A 16,358-nucleotide genomic window follows, 5' to 3' on the forward strand; every position below is an offset into this window, starting at 1 on the left:
GCAGAACTGCAACGTACCCGCGAGCAGATCGAACGGCGCAGCGCTTTGGCCGCCAGCACCCATGAGCGGCTCGAAGCCGTGCAGCAGGCCATCGCCGGCCTTGAGCCGCAAGTGCGCAGCCAGCACGCCAGGATCGCCAGCGAGGTGCGCCTCATGCAAGGGCTGATGATCGGACTGATCCTGCTGATCGCCCTGCTCATCGATAGCTTGCAGCGGCGCCTGGCGCGCACCCTGACCAGCCTGGCACCGGCCCTTTCACGCTGGGCCGAAGGCGATTTCGCCGAGGCCATTGCGCTGGGGAGGACCAACCGCGAGCTGCACGACATCCAGGAATCGCTCAACCGCCTGCGCCACTACCTGGCGGAACTGGTCGGCACCATCCGTCACAACGCCGAGCAGGTCGCCGGCAGCAGCCACGCCCTGGCGGGCATGAGCGCCGCACTGCACCACGGCGCCGAACGCCAGGCCGGTGACACCGGGCAGATCCGCGATGCGCTGGGCGAGCTGGAAGCGACCATCCAGCAGGTGGCCGGTGACGCCAGTTCCGCCGCCGATGCCAGCCGCGATGCAGGTCGAGCCGTGGAACACGGCCAGGCGGTGATCGGCCAGAGCCTGACGGGCCTGCGATCACTGGTCGACGAGGTACAGGGCAATGCCCGCATGATCGAGCAACTGGCCGAAGAGTCGGCCACCATCGGTGGGGTGCTGACGGTGATTCGCTCGATCGCCGAGCAGACCAACCTGCTGGCCTTGAACGCCGCCATCGAAGCCGCCCGTGCCGGCGAGCTGGGCCGCGGGTTTGCCGTGGTGGCGGACGAGGTGCGCTCGCTGGCGCAACGCACCACCGGGGCGACTGGCGAGATCCAGGCCCTGATCGACCGCCTGCAGCAGGCCGCGCGGCAATCGGTGGCGGGCATGCGGGCGCAGCTCGAACATGCCGAAGCCACCGCCAATCAGGCCCAGGCCGCCGATGGCGCGCTGGACGAGATCGTCAGCGCGATCCGCACGATTGCCGATACCGCGGTGCGCATCGCCGATGTCACGGCGCAACAGAGCGGCGCCGTCAGCGAGATTCGCGATCACAGCGAGCGGATTCATGAGCTGGGTGAAGACAATCTGCAGAGGATTGGCGAAGGGCGCGAGCAAGGAGAGCAGTTGTTGAATCTGGGTGGAGAGCTCAATCGCGCTGTTCGCGCCTTCAGGGTTTGACCTTGTCGCCGGCTTGCCGGCGATAGAACCAGAACAGCCACCGCTGTACCCTCGGACATCAGTCGCCCCTCCCAACCCCCGCCAACTCCGCTATCATGCCCCGCAAGTTCCACCTCGCGAGTCCGCCATGCGCCGCCTGTTTTTCCTGCTGTTCCTGCTGCTGGCCAGCCCTGCCTTCGCCACGGGCCTGCTCGACAACCGCCCCAGCGCCACCCTGGGCGCCGCCTCGCTGTCCAGCGGTGCCGACTTCCTGCCCGTGCACGAGGCCTTCAAGCTCAGCCTGGTGCAGGCCGACGCCCAGACTCTCAAGTTGCGCTTCGTCGCCACCGACGGCTACTACCTCTATCGCCACCGCTTCCAGTTCCGCACCGAGCCTGCGGACATCGCCCTGGGCACACCGAACATCCCCAAGGGCGAGGCCAAGCACGACGAGTTCTTCGGCGATGTCGAGGTCTACCACGGCGTGCTCGACATCGAACTGCCGCGCAACGACGCCCGGGCCTTCACCTTGCTGGTGGGCTACCAGGGCTGCGCCGACAAAGGCTTGTGCTACCCGCCGGAAACCGCGCGGCTGAGCATCGACGGTGACGGCGCCGGGGCTCTTCCGGCAAGCGCCGAGCGGGCCTGGAGCTGGAAATCGTTGCTGCTGTTCTTCCTCGCCGGGGTCGGCCTGACCTTCACCCCGTGCGTGCTGCCGATGTTGCCGATCCTTTCCGGCGTGGTCATGCGTGGCCAGGCCGGCGGCTTGCGCGGCCTGGCGCTGTCGCTGGCGTACATCCTGCCGATGGCGGCCAGCTTTGCCGTGCTGGGTGCGTTGATGGGCCTGTTCGGCGCCGGCCTGAACCTGCAGGCGCGACTCCAGTCAGCCTGGGTGCTGGTGCCCTTCGCACTGTTCTTCGTGCTGTTCGCCCTGGCCATGTTCGGCCTGTTCGAACTCAAGCTGCCGCGAGCCTTGAGCAATCGCCTGGAAAACGTGGCCAACCACACCCGCGGCGGCTCGCTGCTGGGCGCTGCGATCCTGGGGGTGTTGTCGAGCCTGCTGGTGTCGCCCTGCGTCTCGGCGCCGCTGGCCGGCGCCTTGCTGTACATCAGCGCCAGCGGCGACGCCCTGGGCGGCGCGCTCAAGCTGTTCGCCCTGGGCCTGGGCATGGGTGCTCCGCTGCTGCTGGTCGCAACCGGTGGCGCGGCGTGGCTGCCCAAGAGCGGCCCTTGGCTGAACACGGTGAAGAACGCTATTGGTGTGCTGCTGCTGGGCCTTGCCATCGGCCTGCTCAGCCGCGTGCTGCCGGGCCCGGCGACCCTGCTGCTGGTCGGCTTCCTGGCCGCCGGGGTAGCGCTGTTCTTCGGCGCCCTGGAGTTCGTGGTCAAGACCCCACGCCAGCGCCTGGCGCAATTGCTGGGCCTCGCCTTGCTGGTGTACGCCCTGGCCTGCTGGTATGGCGCGTTGAACGGCCAGGGCGACCCTTTGCGCCCACTGCCACCGCCCGCGGCGGCGGGCTCGCTCAGCGCCAGCGTCGAGAAAGAGAACGCCTGGCAGACCGTCACCACCCCTGCCGCCCTGGACGCCGCGCTGGCGGCCGCCAAGGCCAGCGGCCAGCCGGTCTTGCTCGACTGGTACGCCGACTGGTGCATCAGTTGCAAGGTGATCGAACACGAAGTGCTCAACGCCCCCCAAGTCCAGTCCCAGCTGGGCACTTTCAAACTGCTGCGTTTCGATATCACCCAGAGCAATACGGAACAACGCGCCCTGCTCGACCGCTACCAACTTTTCGGCCCACCCGCGCTGTTGTTCTTTGCCGCGAACGGCAGCGAAATGACCGCCGATCGGGTGATTGGCGAGATAAACGCCGGCGATTTCGCCGAAGTTCTTGCGCGCGTGCGTGGCAAACTCGGTCTCTAACTTCCCGCGGGCCGGGAAATTTCCGCCATTGAGTGACCGGATTTAATTATTTGGTCACATACTTCGCGCGAACCTCGGACATTGTGCCGGCTATTGCCGGGAACTGGACACTTGCCGTCGCTTTACGGCACACTCGCCGCGCTGTGTCGAATTGCCCTACAAATTCAAGGAAATCTGCAGATGGCAACCCTACTGGTGCTCCATGGCCCCAACCTGAACCTGCTCGGTACCCGGGAGCCTGGCCACTATGGCGCCGTGACCCTGGCCCAGATCAACCAGGACCTGGAGCAGCGCGCCCGCGCCGCTGGCCATCATCTGCAGTACCTGCAGAGCAATGCCGAGTACGAACTGATTGACCGTATTCACGCCGCACGCAACGAGGGTGTGGACTTCATCCTGATCAATCCGGCTGCTTTCACCCACACAAGTGTCGCATTACGTGACGCATTGCTTGCGGTGAGCATCCCATTCATCGAAGTGCACCTGTCCAACGTGCACAAACGCGAACCGTTCCGTCACCACTCCTACTTCTCCGATGTCGCCGTAGGAGTGATCTGCGGCCTCGGCGCCAGCGGTTATCGCCTGGCCCTGGAGTCCGCGCTGGAACAACTGGCTGCCAACGCACAGCCCTGATGATTGAGACCCTGGCCTATGTGGGCCGGGGTTCGAGAGAAACGTTCAGATACGTTTTTAAATTACGCCCCCTGACCGAACCTTTGGGAGTTGATGATTAATGGATATCCGTAAAGTCAAGAAACTGATCGAGCTGCTGGAAGAGTCTGGCATCGACGAGCTGGAGATCAAGGAAGGCGAAGAGTCGGTCCGTATCAGCCGTCACAGCAAGACCCCAGCGGCTCAACAGTTCTACGCACCTGCACCGATGGCTGCCGCTCCTGTAGCTGCTCCGGTCGCCGCCGCTGCCCCTGTTGCCGAAGCCACCGCTGCTGCCCCGGCCCTGCGTGGCACCGTGATCAAGTCGCCAATGGTCGGTACCTTCTACCGCAAGCCTTCGCCGACCTCGCCGAACTACGCTGAAGTCGGCCAGACCGTGAAGAAAGGCGACACCCTGTGCATCGTCGAAGCGATGAAGATGATGAACCACATCGAATGCGAATGCAGCGGTGTCATCGACGCCATCCTGGTGGAAGACGGTCAGCCGGTTGAGTTTGACCAGCCGCTGTTCACCATCGTTTGATTCGCGGAGAGCCAACGATGTCTGGGAAGCTCGAAAAAGTCCTGATCGCCAACCGCGGGGAAATTGCCCTGCGGATCCTGCGTGCCTGCAAAGAGCTGGGCATCAAGACCGTCGCGGTGCACTCCACCGCCGACCGCGAACTGATGCACCTGGGCCTGGCAGACGAGTCGGTCTGCATCGGTCCTGCATCGTCCAAGGATTCGTACCTGCACATCCCGGCGATCATCGCTGCGGCTGAAGTGACAGGCGCCACAGCCATTCACCCTGGCTACGGTTTCCTGGCGGAAAACGCCGACTTCGCCGAGCAGGTGGAAAAGTCCGGTTTCGCCTTCATCGGCCCGAAAGCCGACACCATTCGCCTGATGGGCGACAAGGTTTCGGCCAAGGACGCGATGATCAAGACCGGCGTACCGACCGTGCCGGGCTCCGATGGCCCGCTGCCGGAAGACGAAGAGGTCGCCCTGGCGATCGCCCGTGACGTCGGCTACCCGGTGATCATCAAGGCCGCCGGTGGCGGTGGTGGTCGCGGCATGCGCGTGGTGCACAAGGAAGAGGACCTGATTGCCTCGGCCAAGCTCACCCGTACCGAAGCCGGTGCTGCCTTCGGCAACCCGATGGTCTACCTGGAGAAGTTCCTGACCAACCCACGCCACGTGGAAGTTCAGGTCTTGTCCGACGGCCAGGGCAACGCCATTCACCTGGGCGACCGCGACTGCTCGCTGCAGCGCCGTCACCAGAAGGTGCTGGAAGAAGCGCCTGCCCCGGGCATCGACGAGAAAGCCCGCCAGGAAGTCTTCAAGCGTTGCGTCGATGCGTGCGTCGAGATCGGCTACCGCGGTGCCGGTACCTTCGAATTCCTGTACGAGAACGGCCGTTTCTACTTCATCGAGATGAACACCCGCGTGCAGGTTGAGCATCCGGTGTCGGAAATGGTCACCGGTATCGACATCGTCAAGGAGATGCTCAGCATCGCTGCTGGCAACAAGCTGTCGATCCGCCAGGAAGACGTGGTCATCCGTGGCCACTCGCTGGAGTGCCGAATCAACGCCGAAGACCCGAAGAAGTTCATCCCGAGCCCAGGCAAGGTGAAGCACTTCCACGCTCCGGGCGGCAACGGTGTTCGCGTCGATTCGCACCTGTACAGCGGTTACTCGGTTCCGCCGAACTACGACTCGCTGATCGGCAAGCTGATCACCTACGGCAAGGACCGCGACGAAGCCATGGCGCGCATGCGCAACGCCCTGGACGAGATCGTCGTCGACGGCATCAAGACCAACATCCCGCTGCACCGCGACCTGGTGCGTGATGAAGGTTTCTGCAAAGGCGGCGTCAACATCCACTACCTCGAGCACAAACTGGCTAGCCAGGAGTGATCGCGGTAGCGTGATGCACGAAAACCCCGGCCCTGTGCCGGGGTTTTTTATTGCCTGTTCGGGCCTCATCGCCGGCAAGCCGGGTCCACAGGTTCAGTGGGGTATCTGTGGGATCCGGCTTGCCGGCGATTGGGCTGCAAAGCAGCCCCCTCAATTCATGCACAAACCCCCGCACTCGCGTAAACTGCCAGCCTTCGCGCAGCCTCGGGCTGCCCCTGTCGATTTACAAAGGTGCCCGCCATGCCCTGGCTGCAAGTACGCCTGGCCATCAGCCCGGAACAAGCCGAAACCTACGAAGACGCCCTGCTCGAAGTCGGCGCTGTCTCGGTCACGTTCATGGACGCCGAAGATCAACCGATCTTCGAGCCTGACCTCAACACCACCCCGCTGTGGTCGCACACCCACCTGCTGGCGTTGTTCGAAGCCGACGCCGAGCCTGAGGCCGTATTCGCCCACCTGCGCCTGCTGACCGGCGCCGAGCTGCCGGAACACCACGCCGAAGTGATCGAGGACCAGGACTGGGAACGCAGCTGGATGGACAACTTCCAGCCCATGCGCTTCGGCCAGCGCCTGTGGATCGTGCCAAGCTGGCACGAGGCGCCGGAAAAGGACGCGGTCAACCTGCTGCTCGACCCGGGCCTGGCCTTCGGCACCGGCACCCACCCGACCACCGCGCTGTGCCTGGAATGGCTCGACGGCCAGCAGCTGCAGGGTACCCAGGTGCTCGATTTCGGCTGCGGCTCGGGCATCCTGGCCATCGCCGCGCTGCTGCTCGGCGCCCGCGAAGCGGTCGGCACCGACATCGACGTGCAGGCCTTGGAAGCCTCGCGCGACAACGCCCAGCGCAATGGCATCGCCGATGACAAGTTCGCCCTGTACCTGCCCGAGCACATGCCGGCCATGCAGGCCGACGTGCTGGTCGCCAACATCCTCGCCGGCCCGCTGGTTTCCCTGGCGCCGCAACTGTCCGGCCTGGTTCGCCCAGGCGGCCTGCTGGCGCTCTCGGGCATCCTCGCCGAACAGGGTGAGGAAGTGGCCGCTGCCTACGCTGCCGACTTCGAGCTGGACCCGATCGTCGTGCGCGACGGCTGGGTACGCATCAGTGGTCGCCGCCGTTAAGCGGGCCTAGAATCAATCTCTGCACAGCTCCCGGATCGCCGCATGACCGACAGTTTCGTCACCCAGTGCCCGCATTGCCAGACCAGCTTTCGCGTCACTCACCACCAGCTGAGCGTAGCGCGCGGCGTGGTGCGCTGCGGCCACTGCCTGCAGGTGTTCAATGCGGCGAAGCAGTTGCTGGAGCAGAATCGCGCCAAGGCCGGCGGCGTACCGATGGTGCCTCCGGAGCCGCCCGCCGAGGCGCCGGCTGCGCCCGCTCCGGCAGCCAGCGAACGAGCACCGGTCAAACCCGAGGACTGGGCGGCCACCGTGCAGGCCCTGGATGAACTGGACCTGGACGAGGAACTGGCGCGCCTGGAACGGCGCGGCCAGCCCGCCGAACCCCGCGTGGCCCCGGCCGACGACGCCCTGCAGGCACGTCGGGACGAGCCGCAGGCGGACGACCTCGGCAGCACGCCGTTCGGTACCGCTACCGACGACGTCCTTGAACCGCAAGCCACTGACGAACCCGCGCCAGTCCTGATGGAGCAGGAGCTGCTGACGCTCGAGCCTGGCCCTGGAGACCGCACCGAGCCGACACTGGGCAACAGCCTGGACCTCGATGATGAGCCGGCAGCCCATCGGCCTGTCGAAATCGATGATGTACGCGATATCGACGAGCCACTGCCCAGTGATGACGCACTCATTCACGAGAAAGGCCTGAGCGCCCGTGATGACGACGCACTCGATATCCACCTGTCAGCCCGTGATGACGACCCGACCGAACCGCTGCCCGGCGAGCGCCAGGAGCCAGGCTTCGCCGCCAAGGCCGAACGCCCGTCACGCAAGGAGCCACTGGTCGATGTGGTCGACGACCCGTTGCAACTGGGTTGGGAGCCACCGCGTCCGAACTGGGGCAAGCGCCTGCTGTGGGGCGTGCTGACGCTGCTGGCCGCTGGCCTGCTGGCGTTCCAGTACGTGTGGTTCCATTTCGACGAACTGGCCCGTCAGGACCAGTACCGCCCCCTCTTCCAGCAGCTGTGCCCGACGCTTGGCTGCGAAGTGCCTACCCGCGTCGACATCGGCCGGATCAAGAGCAGCAACCTGGTGGTACGCAGCCACCCGGACTTCAAGGGTGCACTGATCGTCGACGCGATCATCTACAACCGCGCGCCTTTCGCCCAGCCGTTCCCATTGCTGGAGCTGCGTTTTGCCGACCTCAACGGCCAACTGATCGCCAGCCGTCGCTTCAAACCCAGCGAGTACCTCTCCGGCGAGCTGGCCGGCCGTGGCGAGATGCCAAGCCAGACGCCGATCCACATCGCTTTGGATATCCTCGACCCGGGCCCCAAGGCCGTGAACTACAGCCTCAGCTTCCGCTCGCCCGAATGAGCTGCAAGCGGCAAGCGACAAGAGAAGCCCGCCCGGTAACCGGTCCACTCCCTCTTGCAGCTTGAAGCTTGTCGCTTGCAGCTCAAAGGCATAAGCCGACAACTGTTCAGATTTTATCCAAATCCATCTTTATCCGGTCACCGAGAGCGGGTATCATGCCAACCCTTTTTCGACTCCAATGATTCGGCCCCACAACAGGGAACACCTATGTCGGCGGTACGCATCGGCCAATACACACTACGCAACAACCTGATCCTCGCGCCCATGGCCGGGGTCACGGACCAGCCTTTCCGTACACTTTGCCAGCGCCTGGGCGCAGGCATGGTGGTGTCGGAGATGGTCAGCAGCGACATGGGCCTGTGGAACAGCCGAAAGTCGAGCCTGCGCCGCATCCACGAAGGCGATCCCGAGCCCCGCTCGGTCCAGATCGCCGGTGGTGACGCGCAGATGATGGCCGCGGCGGCCCGGGCCAACGTCGAAGCGGGTGCCCAGATCATCGATATCAACATGGGTTGCCCGGCAAAAAAAGTCTGCAACAAAGCTGCAGGCTCTGCTTTATTGAGAGATGAAGCTCTGGTCAGCGAGATCCTCCACGCCGTGGTCGGCGCGGTGGACGTCCCGGTGACCCTGAAGATTCGCACCGGCTGGGACCGGGCGAACAAGAACGGCCTGAACGTGGCGAAAATCGCCGAACAGTCGGGCATCCAGGCGCTGGCGGTGCATGGCCGCACACGCGCCGACCTGTACACCGGCGAAGCCGAATACGACACCATCGCTGCCATCAAGCAGGCGGTGTCCATCCCGGTTTTTGCCAATGGCGATATCACTTCGCCAGAAAAGGCCCGGGCGGTGCTGGACGCCACCGGGGTCGACGGTCTGCTGATCGGCCGGGCCGCCCAAGGGCGGCCCTGGATCTTTCGCGAGATCGCGCATTACCTGGCGACCGGCGAGCATCTGCCAGCCGCCAAGCTGGACGAAGTGGAACGCATCCTGCTGGAGCACCTGGCCGCGCTGCACGCCTTCTATGGCGATGTGATGGGCGTTCGTATCGCCCGCAAGCACGTTGGCTGGTACCTGGCAACACGACCCGGCGGCAAGGAGTTTCGCTCCCGGTTCAACGCTTTGGAAGACACACAAGCGCAGTGCGCCAACGTTCGCGAGTACTTCAGCGAACGTCGACAGGGCCTTGAGACAGAGGACGAACAAGGGGTGGCCGCATGACGATGATGACCGAGACATTAGTGAGTGGAACAACGCCCGTGAGCGACAACGCCAACCTCAAACAGCACCTCAATACGCCGAGCGAAGAGGGCCAGACCCTTCGCGACAGCGTCGAGAAGGCGCTGCACAACTACTTCGCACACCTGGAAGGCGCTACCGTCACTGACGTGTACAACCTGGTGCTCTCCGAAGTCGAGGCGCCCCTGCTCGAAAGCGTGATGAATTACGTCAAGGGCAACCAGACCAAGGCCAGCGAGATGCTCGGACTCAACCGAGGTACCCTGCGCAAGAAGCTCAAGCAGTACGACTTGTTGTAAGCCAGAATCCCAATCAGAAAAGGCGACTCCCTGAACAGAGGCGCCTTTTTTGCTGACTCCACCGCGTTATTGGAATCCGAAATGACCGACCAGACTACCCGCCTGCCAGTCCGCCGCGCCCTGATCAGCGTCTCCGACAAGACCGGTATCCTCGAATTCGCTCGTGAGCTGCAACAGCTCGGTGTCGAGATCCTGTCCACCGGCGGCACCTACAAGCTGCTCAAGGACAACGGCGTCAACGCGGTGGAAGTGGCCGACTACACTGGCTTCGCCGAAATGATGGATGGCCGGGTCAAGACCCTGCACCCGAAGATCCACGGTGGCATCCTGGGCCGTCGCGGTGTCGACGATGCCATCATGAACGAGCACGGCATCAAGCCTATCGACCTGGTCGCCGTCAACCTGTACCCCTTCGAAGCCACCATCTCCAAGCCAGGCTGTGACCTGCCGACCGCTATCGAGAACATCGACATCGGCGGCCCGACCATGGTCCGTTCGGCTGCCAAGAACCACAAGGACGTGGCCATCGTGGTCAATGCCAGCGACTACGCCAGCGTCCTCGAAGGCCTCAAGGCCGGCGGCCTGACCTACGCCCAGCGCTTCGACCTGATGCTCAAGGCGTTCGAGCACACTGCCGCCTACGACGGCATGATCGCCAACTACATGGGCACCATCGACCAGGCCAAGGACACCCTGAGCACCGAAGATCGCAGCGAGTTCCCGCGCACCTTCAACAGCCAGTTCGTCAAGGCCCAGGAGATGCGCTACGGCGAGAACCCGCACCAGAGCGCGGCGTTCTACGTCGAAGCCAAGAAAGGCGAAGCGAGCATTTCCACTGCCGTCCAGCTGCAGGGCAAGGAGCTGTCGTTCAACAACGTGGCCGACACCGACGCTGCGCTGGAGTGCGTGAAGAGCTTCGTCAAGCCGGCCTGCGTCATCGTCAAGCACGCCAACCCATGCGGCGTGGCCGTCGTGCCTGAAGACGAAGGCGGCATCCGCAAGGCCTATGACCTGGCCTATGCCACCGACACCGAGTCGGCGTTCGGCGGCATCATCGCCTTCAACCGCGAGCTGGATGGCGAAACCGCCAAGGCCATCGTCGACCGCCAGTTCGTCGAAGTGATCATCGCCCCGAAAATCTCCCAGGCTGCCCGCGACGTGGTCGCTGCCAAGCAGAACGTGCGCCTGCTGGAATGTGGCGAATGGCCAGCCGAGCGTGCTGCCGGTTGGGACTTCAAGCGCGTCAACGGCGGCCTGCTGGTGCAGAGCCGTGACAACGGCATGATCACTGCCGAAGACCTGAAGATCGTCACCAAACGCGCACCGACCGAGCAAGAGATCCACGACCTGGTATTTGCCTGGAAAGTGGCCAAGTTCGTGAAGTCCAACGCTATCGTCTACGCCAAGCAGCGCCAGACCATCGGCGTCGGCGCCGGCCAGATGAGCCGCGTCAACTCCGCCCGTATCGCTGCCATCAAGGCCGAGCATGCTGGCCTGCAGGTGCAGGGTGCGGTCATGGCTTCGGATGCGTTCTTCCCGTTCCGCGACGGCATCGACAATGCCGCCAAAGTGGGTATCAGCGCCGTGATCCAGCCAGGTGGTTCGATGCGTGACGCCGAAGTCATCGCCGCTGCCGACGAAGCCGGCATCGCGATGGTCTTTACTGGCATGCGCCACTTCCGCCACTGATTTACGGCAATCGGCCGCACTGAAGCAGGCATCTGCTGCGTTGGGGCCTCGTACAGTGTGAGGCCTGGCCTCCCGTCCGAAAGAATTCGAGGTTTTGACATGAAAGTTTTGATCATCGGCAGCGGCGGCCGTGAGCACGCCCTGGCCTGGAAAGTCGCCCAGGACCCACGCGTCGAGAAAGTCTTCGTCGCCCCGGGCAACGCCGGCACCGCCATTGAAGCCAAGTGCGAGAACGTCGCCATCGACGTCACCGCCCTGGAGCAACTGGCCGACTTCGCCGAGAAGAACGTCGACCTGACCATCGTCGGCCCCGAGGCGCCACTGGTCATCGGCGTCGTCGACCTGTTCCGCAGCCGCGGCCTGGACTGCTTCGGCCCGACCAAGGGCGCGGCCCAGCTGGAAGGCTCCAAGGCCTTCACCAAGGATTTCCTGGCTCGCCACAAGATCCCGACCGCCGACTACCAGAATTTCACCGAGATCGAACCGGCCCTGGCCTACCTGAAGGAAAAAGGCGCGCCGATCGTGATCAAGGCCGACGGCCTGGCCGCGGGCAAGGGCGTGATCGTCGCCATGACCCTGCAGGAAGCCGAAGACGCCGTGCGTGACATGCTCGCCGGCAACGCCTTCGGTGACGCCGGCTCGCGCGTGGTGATCGAAGAGTTCCTCGACGGCGAGGAAGCCAGCTTCATCGTCATGGTCGACGGCCATAACGTGCTGCCAATGGCCACCAGCCAGGACCACAAGCGCGTCGGCGACCAGGACACCGGCCCGAACACCGGCGGCATGGGCGCCTACTCCCCTGCGCCAGTGGTCACCCTGGACGTGCACCAGCGCGTGATGGACCAGGTGATCTGGCCGACCGTTCGCGGCATGGCCGAGGAAGGCAACGTCTACACCGGCTTCCTGTACGCCGGCCTGATGATCGACAAGGCGGGCAACCCCAAGGTCATCGAGTTCAACTGCCGCTTCGGCGACCCTGAAACCCAGCCAGTCATGCTGCGCCTGGAGTCGAGCCTGGTGCTGCTGATCGAAGCGGCCTTCGCCAAGGCCCTGGACAAGGTCGAAGCCCAGTGGGACCCGCGCCCGAGCCTGGGCGTGGTGCTGGCAGCCGGCGGCTACCCGGGCGACTACGCCAAGGGTGAGGTGATCAGCGGCCTGGATGCAGCCGCCAGGATCGAAGGCAAGGTGTTCCACGCCGGTACTTCGCTCAAGGACGGCCAAGTGGTCACCAACGGCGGCCGCGTGCTCTGCGCCACCGCCATGGGCGCCAGCGTTGCCGATGCCCAGCAGCAGGCCTACCGCCTGGCCAAGGAAGTGACCTGGAACGGTAGCTTCTACCGGACCGACATCGGCTACCGGGCCATCGCCCGCGAGCGCGGTGAACACCAGCAGTAACCTTGACCGAATCGCCGCAGCGCCTCGTGCGTGCGGCATTCGGCTCGTCGACAAGGCCCCTGGTGGGCCTTGCCTTCGACTTGGCGCGCCGCGCATAGTTAGTATCCGGCACATCAGCTAGGAAGGGATCTCGTAGTGCGTCGGCTTCGGATTGCCACAGCTCTGATCGTCAGCTTGCTGACCCTGCTCTGCCTGCTCCCGGCATCTGCCGAGCAAGGCGGTGGCTGGGCCGTTCTGCTTGATGAACAGGCCAGCCTGCAACTGAGCGACGTTCGCTCCGATCGCTACCGCAACCAGTTCAGCCCGATCACCCTCGGCGAGCTCGATGCTTCGCCTGCCGAACAGGCCCTGTGGCTGCACTACCGCCTGGAGCCGGATGACCAGGAACGGCTACTGCGCATTTTCGCCCCCGACCTTTCCCAGCTCGACCTGTACGCCCTCGATGGCGACAAGCTGCTGCGCCAGCTGCGCCATGGTCGCCAGGCTGGCAACGCCAGCCCGACGCTGCGCGGCAGCGACCACATATTGCCCCTGCCCAACAGCACGCATACCCTGGACATCTACCTGCGCCTGGTCTCCGAACACCAGCTGCGTCCGGCCATCAACCTGGAACCTGCGGCCGTAGCCGCCTCCGACCACAGCCAGCCATTGCTGTTCGGCATGCTCTTCGGCGGTCTGCTGATGCTGATCCTGCACAACCTGATCCGCTTCCTCTACAGCCGCTCCAGCACCACCCTGATTCTTGCCCTGTACCATGGCCTGATGCTGCTCAGTGGCCTGATCCTGCTCAACCTCAGCGGCCCCTGGTGGCACCTGTGGCACAGCGCGCAAACCCCGGCGGCCTACCTGACCCTGGTCCTGGCCGGCCTGTCGGGCCTGTATTTCACCCAGCATTTCTTCTCGCCCTGCAACTCGCCCCGGCTCAACCGCCTGCTGCAAGGCGAAATGCTGGTCACCGCGGTCAGCGGGCTGATCCTGCTGTTCGTCGACACCCTGCCGCTCAACCTGATGACCTACGCCCTGCTGGCGGTGGGCAGCACGACCATGCTGATGGTCAGCAGCTACCACTGGTACAAGGGCTATGCGCCGGCTCGGCTGTTCTGCATCGCCATGCTGGTGTTCAACCTGGGCGGCCTGGTGCTGCTACCGGCCCTGCTCGGCCTGACCCGCACCTCGACGCCATGGCTGCTGTGCATTCTCATGGGCCTGACGGTGGCGTGCGGCCTGTTGCTCAACCTGGCCGTCAGCGAGCGCCTGCGGCGCATGAGCGAAGAGCGTTTCAGCGCCAGCCGCGCACTGGCGGCCAGCGATGCCGAAATCAACGCCAAGGCGGAGTTCCTGGCCAAGATCAGCCACGAGATCCGTACTCCGATGAACGGGGTGCTGGGCATGACCGAGCTGCTGCTCGGCACGCCGCTGTCGGTCAAGCAGCGCGACTACGTGCAGACCATCCACAGTGCCGGCAATGAACTGCTCACATTGATCAACGAAATCCTCGACATTTCCAAGCTCGAATCACGCCAGATCGAGCTGGACGACGTGCAGTTCGACCTCAACGCCCTGATCGAGGATTGCCTGAACATCTTCCGAGCCAAGGCCGAGCAGCAGAACATCGAGCTGATCAGCTTCACCCAGCCGCAGGTGCCGCGCGTCGTCAGCGGCGACCCGACGCGCCTGCGCCAGGCCCTGTCGAGCCTGCTGGAAAATGCGCTGAAGAACACCGATCACGGCGAGATCCTGCTGGTGGTCGCACTGGATCAACGCGGGGAGCTGCCCCGCCTGCGTATCGCCGTGCAGGACAGTGGCGAGCCGCTGCCTGCGGCCGAGCGCGAAGCCTTGCTGCAGGCCGAATTGCATAGCCACCACTTCCTTTCCAGCAACAAGCTCGGCGGCCACCTCGGGCTGGTGATCGCCAAGCAATTGATCGGCCTGATGCAAGGCGAGTTCGGCATCAAGAGCAGCACCAGCATGGGCAACACCTTGTGGCTGACCCTGCCATTGGACCCGTCGCGCCTGGAGCAGCCCCCGGCCGACCTCGACGGCCCGCTGCGCGATGCCCGGGTGCTGGTGGTGGACGACAACGACACCTGCCGCAAGGTACTGGTGCAACAGTGCAGCGCCTGGGGCATGAACGTCAGCGCGGTGCCCTCGGGCAAGGAAGCGCTCGCCCTGCTGCGCACCAAGGCACACCTGCGCGACTACTTCGATGCGGTGCTGCTGGACCAGAACATGCCGGGCATGACCGGTATGCAGCTGGCGGCGAAGATCAAGGAAGACCCGAGCCTGAACCACGACATCCTGGTGGTGATGCTCACCGGCATCAGCAATGCGCCGAACAAGGTCATCGCCCGCAATGCCGGGGTCAAGCGCATCCTCGCCAAACCGGTGGCCGGCTACACCCTGAAGACCACCCTGGCCGAAGAACTGGCCCAGCGCGGTCGTGAGCAGGCCGTACCGGTGAACCTGTCGAGCTCCCCCTCGGCACCGGAGCTGCCTGGCGATTTTCGCGTGCTGGTCGCCGAAGACAACAGCATCTCGACCAAGGTGATCCGCGGCATGCTCGGCAAACTCAACCTCGAGCCGGATACTGCCAGCAATGGTGAAGAGGCCCTGCAGGCGATGAAGGCGCAGCGCTACGACCTGGTGCTGATGGACTGCGAGATGCCGGTCCTCGACGGTTTCTCCGCCACCCAGCAACTGCGCGACTGGGAAGCCGCCAACCAGCGCCGTCGTACACCGGTCGTGGCGCTGACCGCGCATATCCTTGCCGAGCACAAGGAGCGCGCACGGCTGGCTGGCATGGACGGACACATGGCCAAGCCTGTGGAGCTGTCGCAATTGCGCGAGCTGATCCAGTACTGGGCGCAACAACGAGAAGCAAAGGCGGATGATCCGCTGCACACCTCCTGAACTATAGTGGCTGGAGCCACCGCTTCAGCCCAGCCAGGAACCTCGCCCATGCTCCATGAGTTGTTCAGCGTCTACCTCAAGATGCTCGTGCTCTACAGCCCGTTCTTCGTGCTGTCGTGCTTCATCAGCCTGACCCGTGGCCACTCCAGCAAGGAGCGCAAGCAGCTGGCCTGGAAAGTGGCGTTCGCGGCGCTGGTCGCCAGTGTGCTGCTCTATCTGTTCGGTCGGGCGATCTTCGGCATTTTCGGCATCACGGCCGACGCCTTTCGCATCGGCGCCGGCAGCGTGCTGTTCATCTCGGCACTGAGCATGGCCCAGGGCAAGCCGGCCGTTCAGGCCGACAACGTGCAGCAGGATGTGACCATCGTGCCGTTGACCATTCCGCTTACGGTAGGCCCCGGCACGATCGGTGCGTTGCTGGTGATGGGGGTCGGGCAACCGCATTGGGACGACAAGCTGCTGGCCATCGTCAGTATCGCCCTGGCCAGCTTCACCGTCGGCCTGGTGCTGTATCTCTCGCACGGCATAGAGCGGATTCTGGGCGACCAGGGCCTGCAGATCGTCAGCCGCCTGATGGGGCTGTTCGTCTGCGCCCTGGCGGCGCAGATCATCTTTACCGGGATCAAGGGCTACCTGGTGAGCTGATCGCCCACCCGTGC

13 protein-coding genes are annotated in these 16,358 nt (G+C 64.4%); all 13 read left to right on the forward strand.

What is annotated here, in order from left to right; genetic code table 11:
* Window positions 1-429 precede the first annotated feature (429 nt).
* The 13 genes from PPL01S_RS25975 (at window position 430) to PPL01S_RS07475 (ending at window position 16,344) form a co-directional block, all read left to right on the forward strand.
* Window positions 430-1,209 carry a methyl-accepting chemotaxis protein gene (locus tag PPL01S_RS25975; RefSeq protein WP_425976839.1) on the forward strand — a complete coding sequence of 260 codons (780 nt, stop codon included), beginning with the start codon at window positions 430-432 and terminating at the stop codon, window positions 1,207-1,209.
* A 127-nt stretch (window positions 1,210-1,336) separates the two neighbouring features.
* Entirely contained in the window at window positions 1,337-3,109 is a 1,773-nt protein-coding gene (locus PPL01S_RS07420) for a protein-disulfide reductase DsbD (RefSeq protein WP_028625501.1), read from the forward strand.
* Between the two features lie 180 nt (window positions 3,110-3,289).
* The gene (gene aroQ, locus PPL01S_RS07425; RefSeq protein ID WP_008093086.1) at window positions 3,290-3,742 is read left to right on the forward strand and encodes a type II 3-dehydroquinate dehydratase; all 453 of its coding nucleotides are present in this window, start codon (window positions 3,290-3,292) and stop codon (window positions 3,740-3,742) included.
* Between the two features lie 100 nt (window positions 3,743-3,842).
* Complete coding sequence (gene accB, locus PPL01S_RS07430; protein WP_016395175.1) at window positions 3,843-4,304, forward strand: acetyl-CoA carboxylase biotin carboxyl carrier protein; 462 nt, start codon at window positions 3,843-3,845, stop codon at window positions 4,302-4,304.
* Between the two features lie 17 nt (window positions 4,305-4,321).
* On the forward strand, window positions 4,322-5,677 hold the full coding sequence (gene accC, locus PPL01S_RS07435; RefSeq protein ID WP_016395176.1) for an acetyl-CoA carboxylase biotin carboxylase subunit: 1,356 nt from the start codon (window positions 4,322-4,324) through the stop codon (window positions 5,675-5,677).
* Window positions 5,678-5,917: 240 nt separating this feature from the next.
* On the forward strand, window positions 5,918-6,796 hold the full coding sequence (prmA, locus tag PPL01S_RS07440) for a 50S ribosomal protein L11 methyltransferase (RefSeq protein ID WP_016395177.1): 879 nt from the start codon (window positions 5,918-5,920) through the stop codon (window positions 6,794-6,796).
* Window positions 6,797-6,838: 42 nt separating this feature from the next.
* On the forward strand, window positions 6,839-8,167 hold the full coding sequence (locus PPL01S_RS07445) for a DUF3426 domain-containing protein (RefSeq protein ID WP_016395178.1): 1,329 nt from the start codon (window positions 6,839-6,841) through the stop codon (window positions 8,165-8,167).
* Window positions 8,168-8,374: 207 nt separating this feature from the next.
* The gene (gene dusB, locus PPL01S_RS07450) at window positions 8,375-9,388 is read left to right on the forward strand and encodes a tRNA dihydrouridine synthase DusB (RefSeq protein WP_016395179.1); all 1,014 of its coding nucleotides are present in this window, start codon (window positions 8,375-8,377) and stop codon (window positions 9,386-9,388) included.
* Window positions 9,385-9,705 (forward strand): DNA-binding transcriptional regulator Fis, encoded by a 321-nt coding sequence (fis, locus tag PPL01S_RS07455; RefSeq protein WP_008093076.1) that lies wholly within the window; start codon window positions 9,385-9,387, stop codon window positions 9,703-9,705. Before dusB ends, fis begins: the two co-directional genes overlap by 4 nt.
* 81 nt (window positions 9,706-9,786) lie before the next feature.
* Entirely contained in the window at window positions 9,787-11,394 is a 1,608-nt protein-coding gene (gene purH, locus PPL01S_RS07460) for a bifunctional phosphoribosylaminoimidazolecarboxamide formyltransferase/IMP cyclohydrolase (protein WP_016395180.1), read from the forward strand.
* 99 nt (window positions 11,395-11,493) lie between these two features.
* Window positions 11,494-12,789: a phosphoribosylamine--glycine ligase gene (gene purD, locus PPL01S_RS07465; RefSeq protein ID WP_016395181.1), complete on the forward strand. Its 1,296-nt coding sequence runs from the start codon at window positions 11,494-11,496 to the stop codon at window positions 12,787-12,789.
* A 135-nt stretch (window positions 12,790-12,924) separates the two neighbouring features.
* A complete protein-coding gene (locus PPL01S_RS07470; RefSeq protein ID WP_016395182.1) occupies window positions 12,925-15,699 on the forward strand; it encodes a hybrid sensor histidine kinase/response regulator in 2,775 nt (924 codons plus the stop codon).
* A 48-nt stretch (window positions 15,700-15,747) separates the two neighbouring features.
* Window positions 15,748-16,344, forward strand: a complete 597-nt coding sequence (locus PPL01S_RS07475) for a MarC family protein (protein ID WP_016395183.1) — start codon at window positions 15,748-15,750, stop codon at window positions 16,342-16,344.
* The last annotated feature ends 14 nt before the right edge of the window (window positions 16,345-16,358 follow it).

Origin of the sequence: Pseudomonas plecoglossicida NBRC 103162 = DSM 15088, from assembly GCF_000730665.1 — a bacterium.
Taxonomy (GTDB): Bacteria; Pseudomonadota; Gammaproteobacteria; order Pseudomonadales; family Pseudomonadaceae; genus Aquipseudomonas; species Aquipseudomonas plecoglossicida.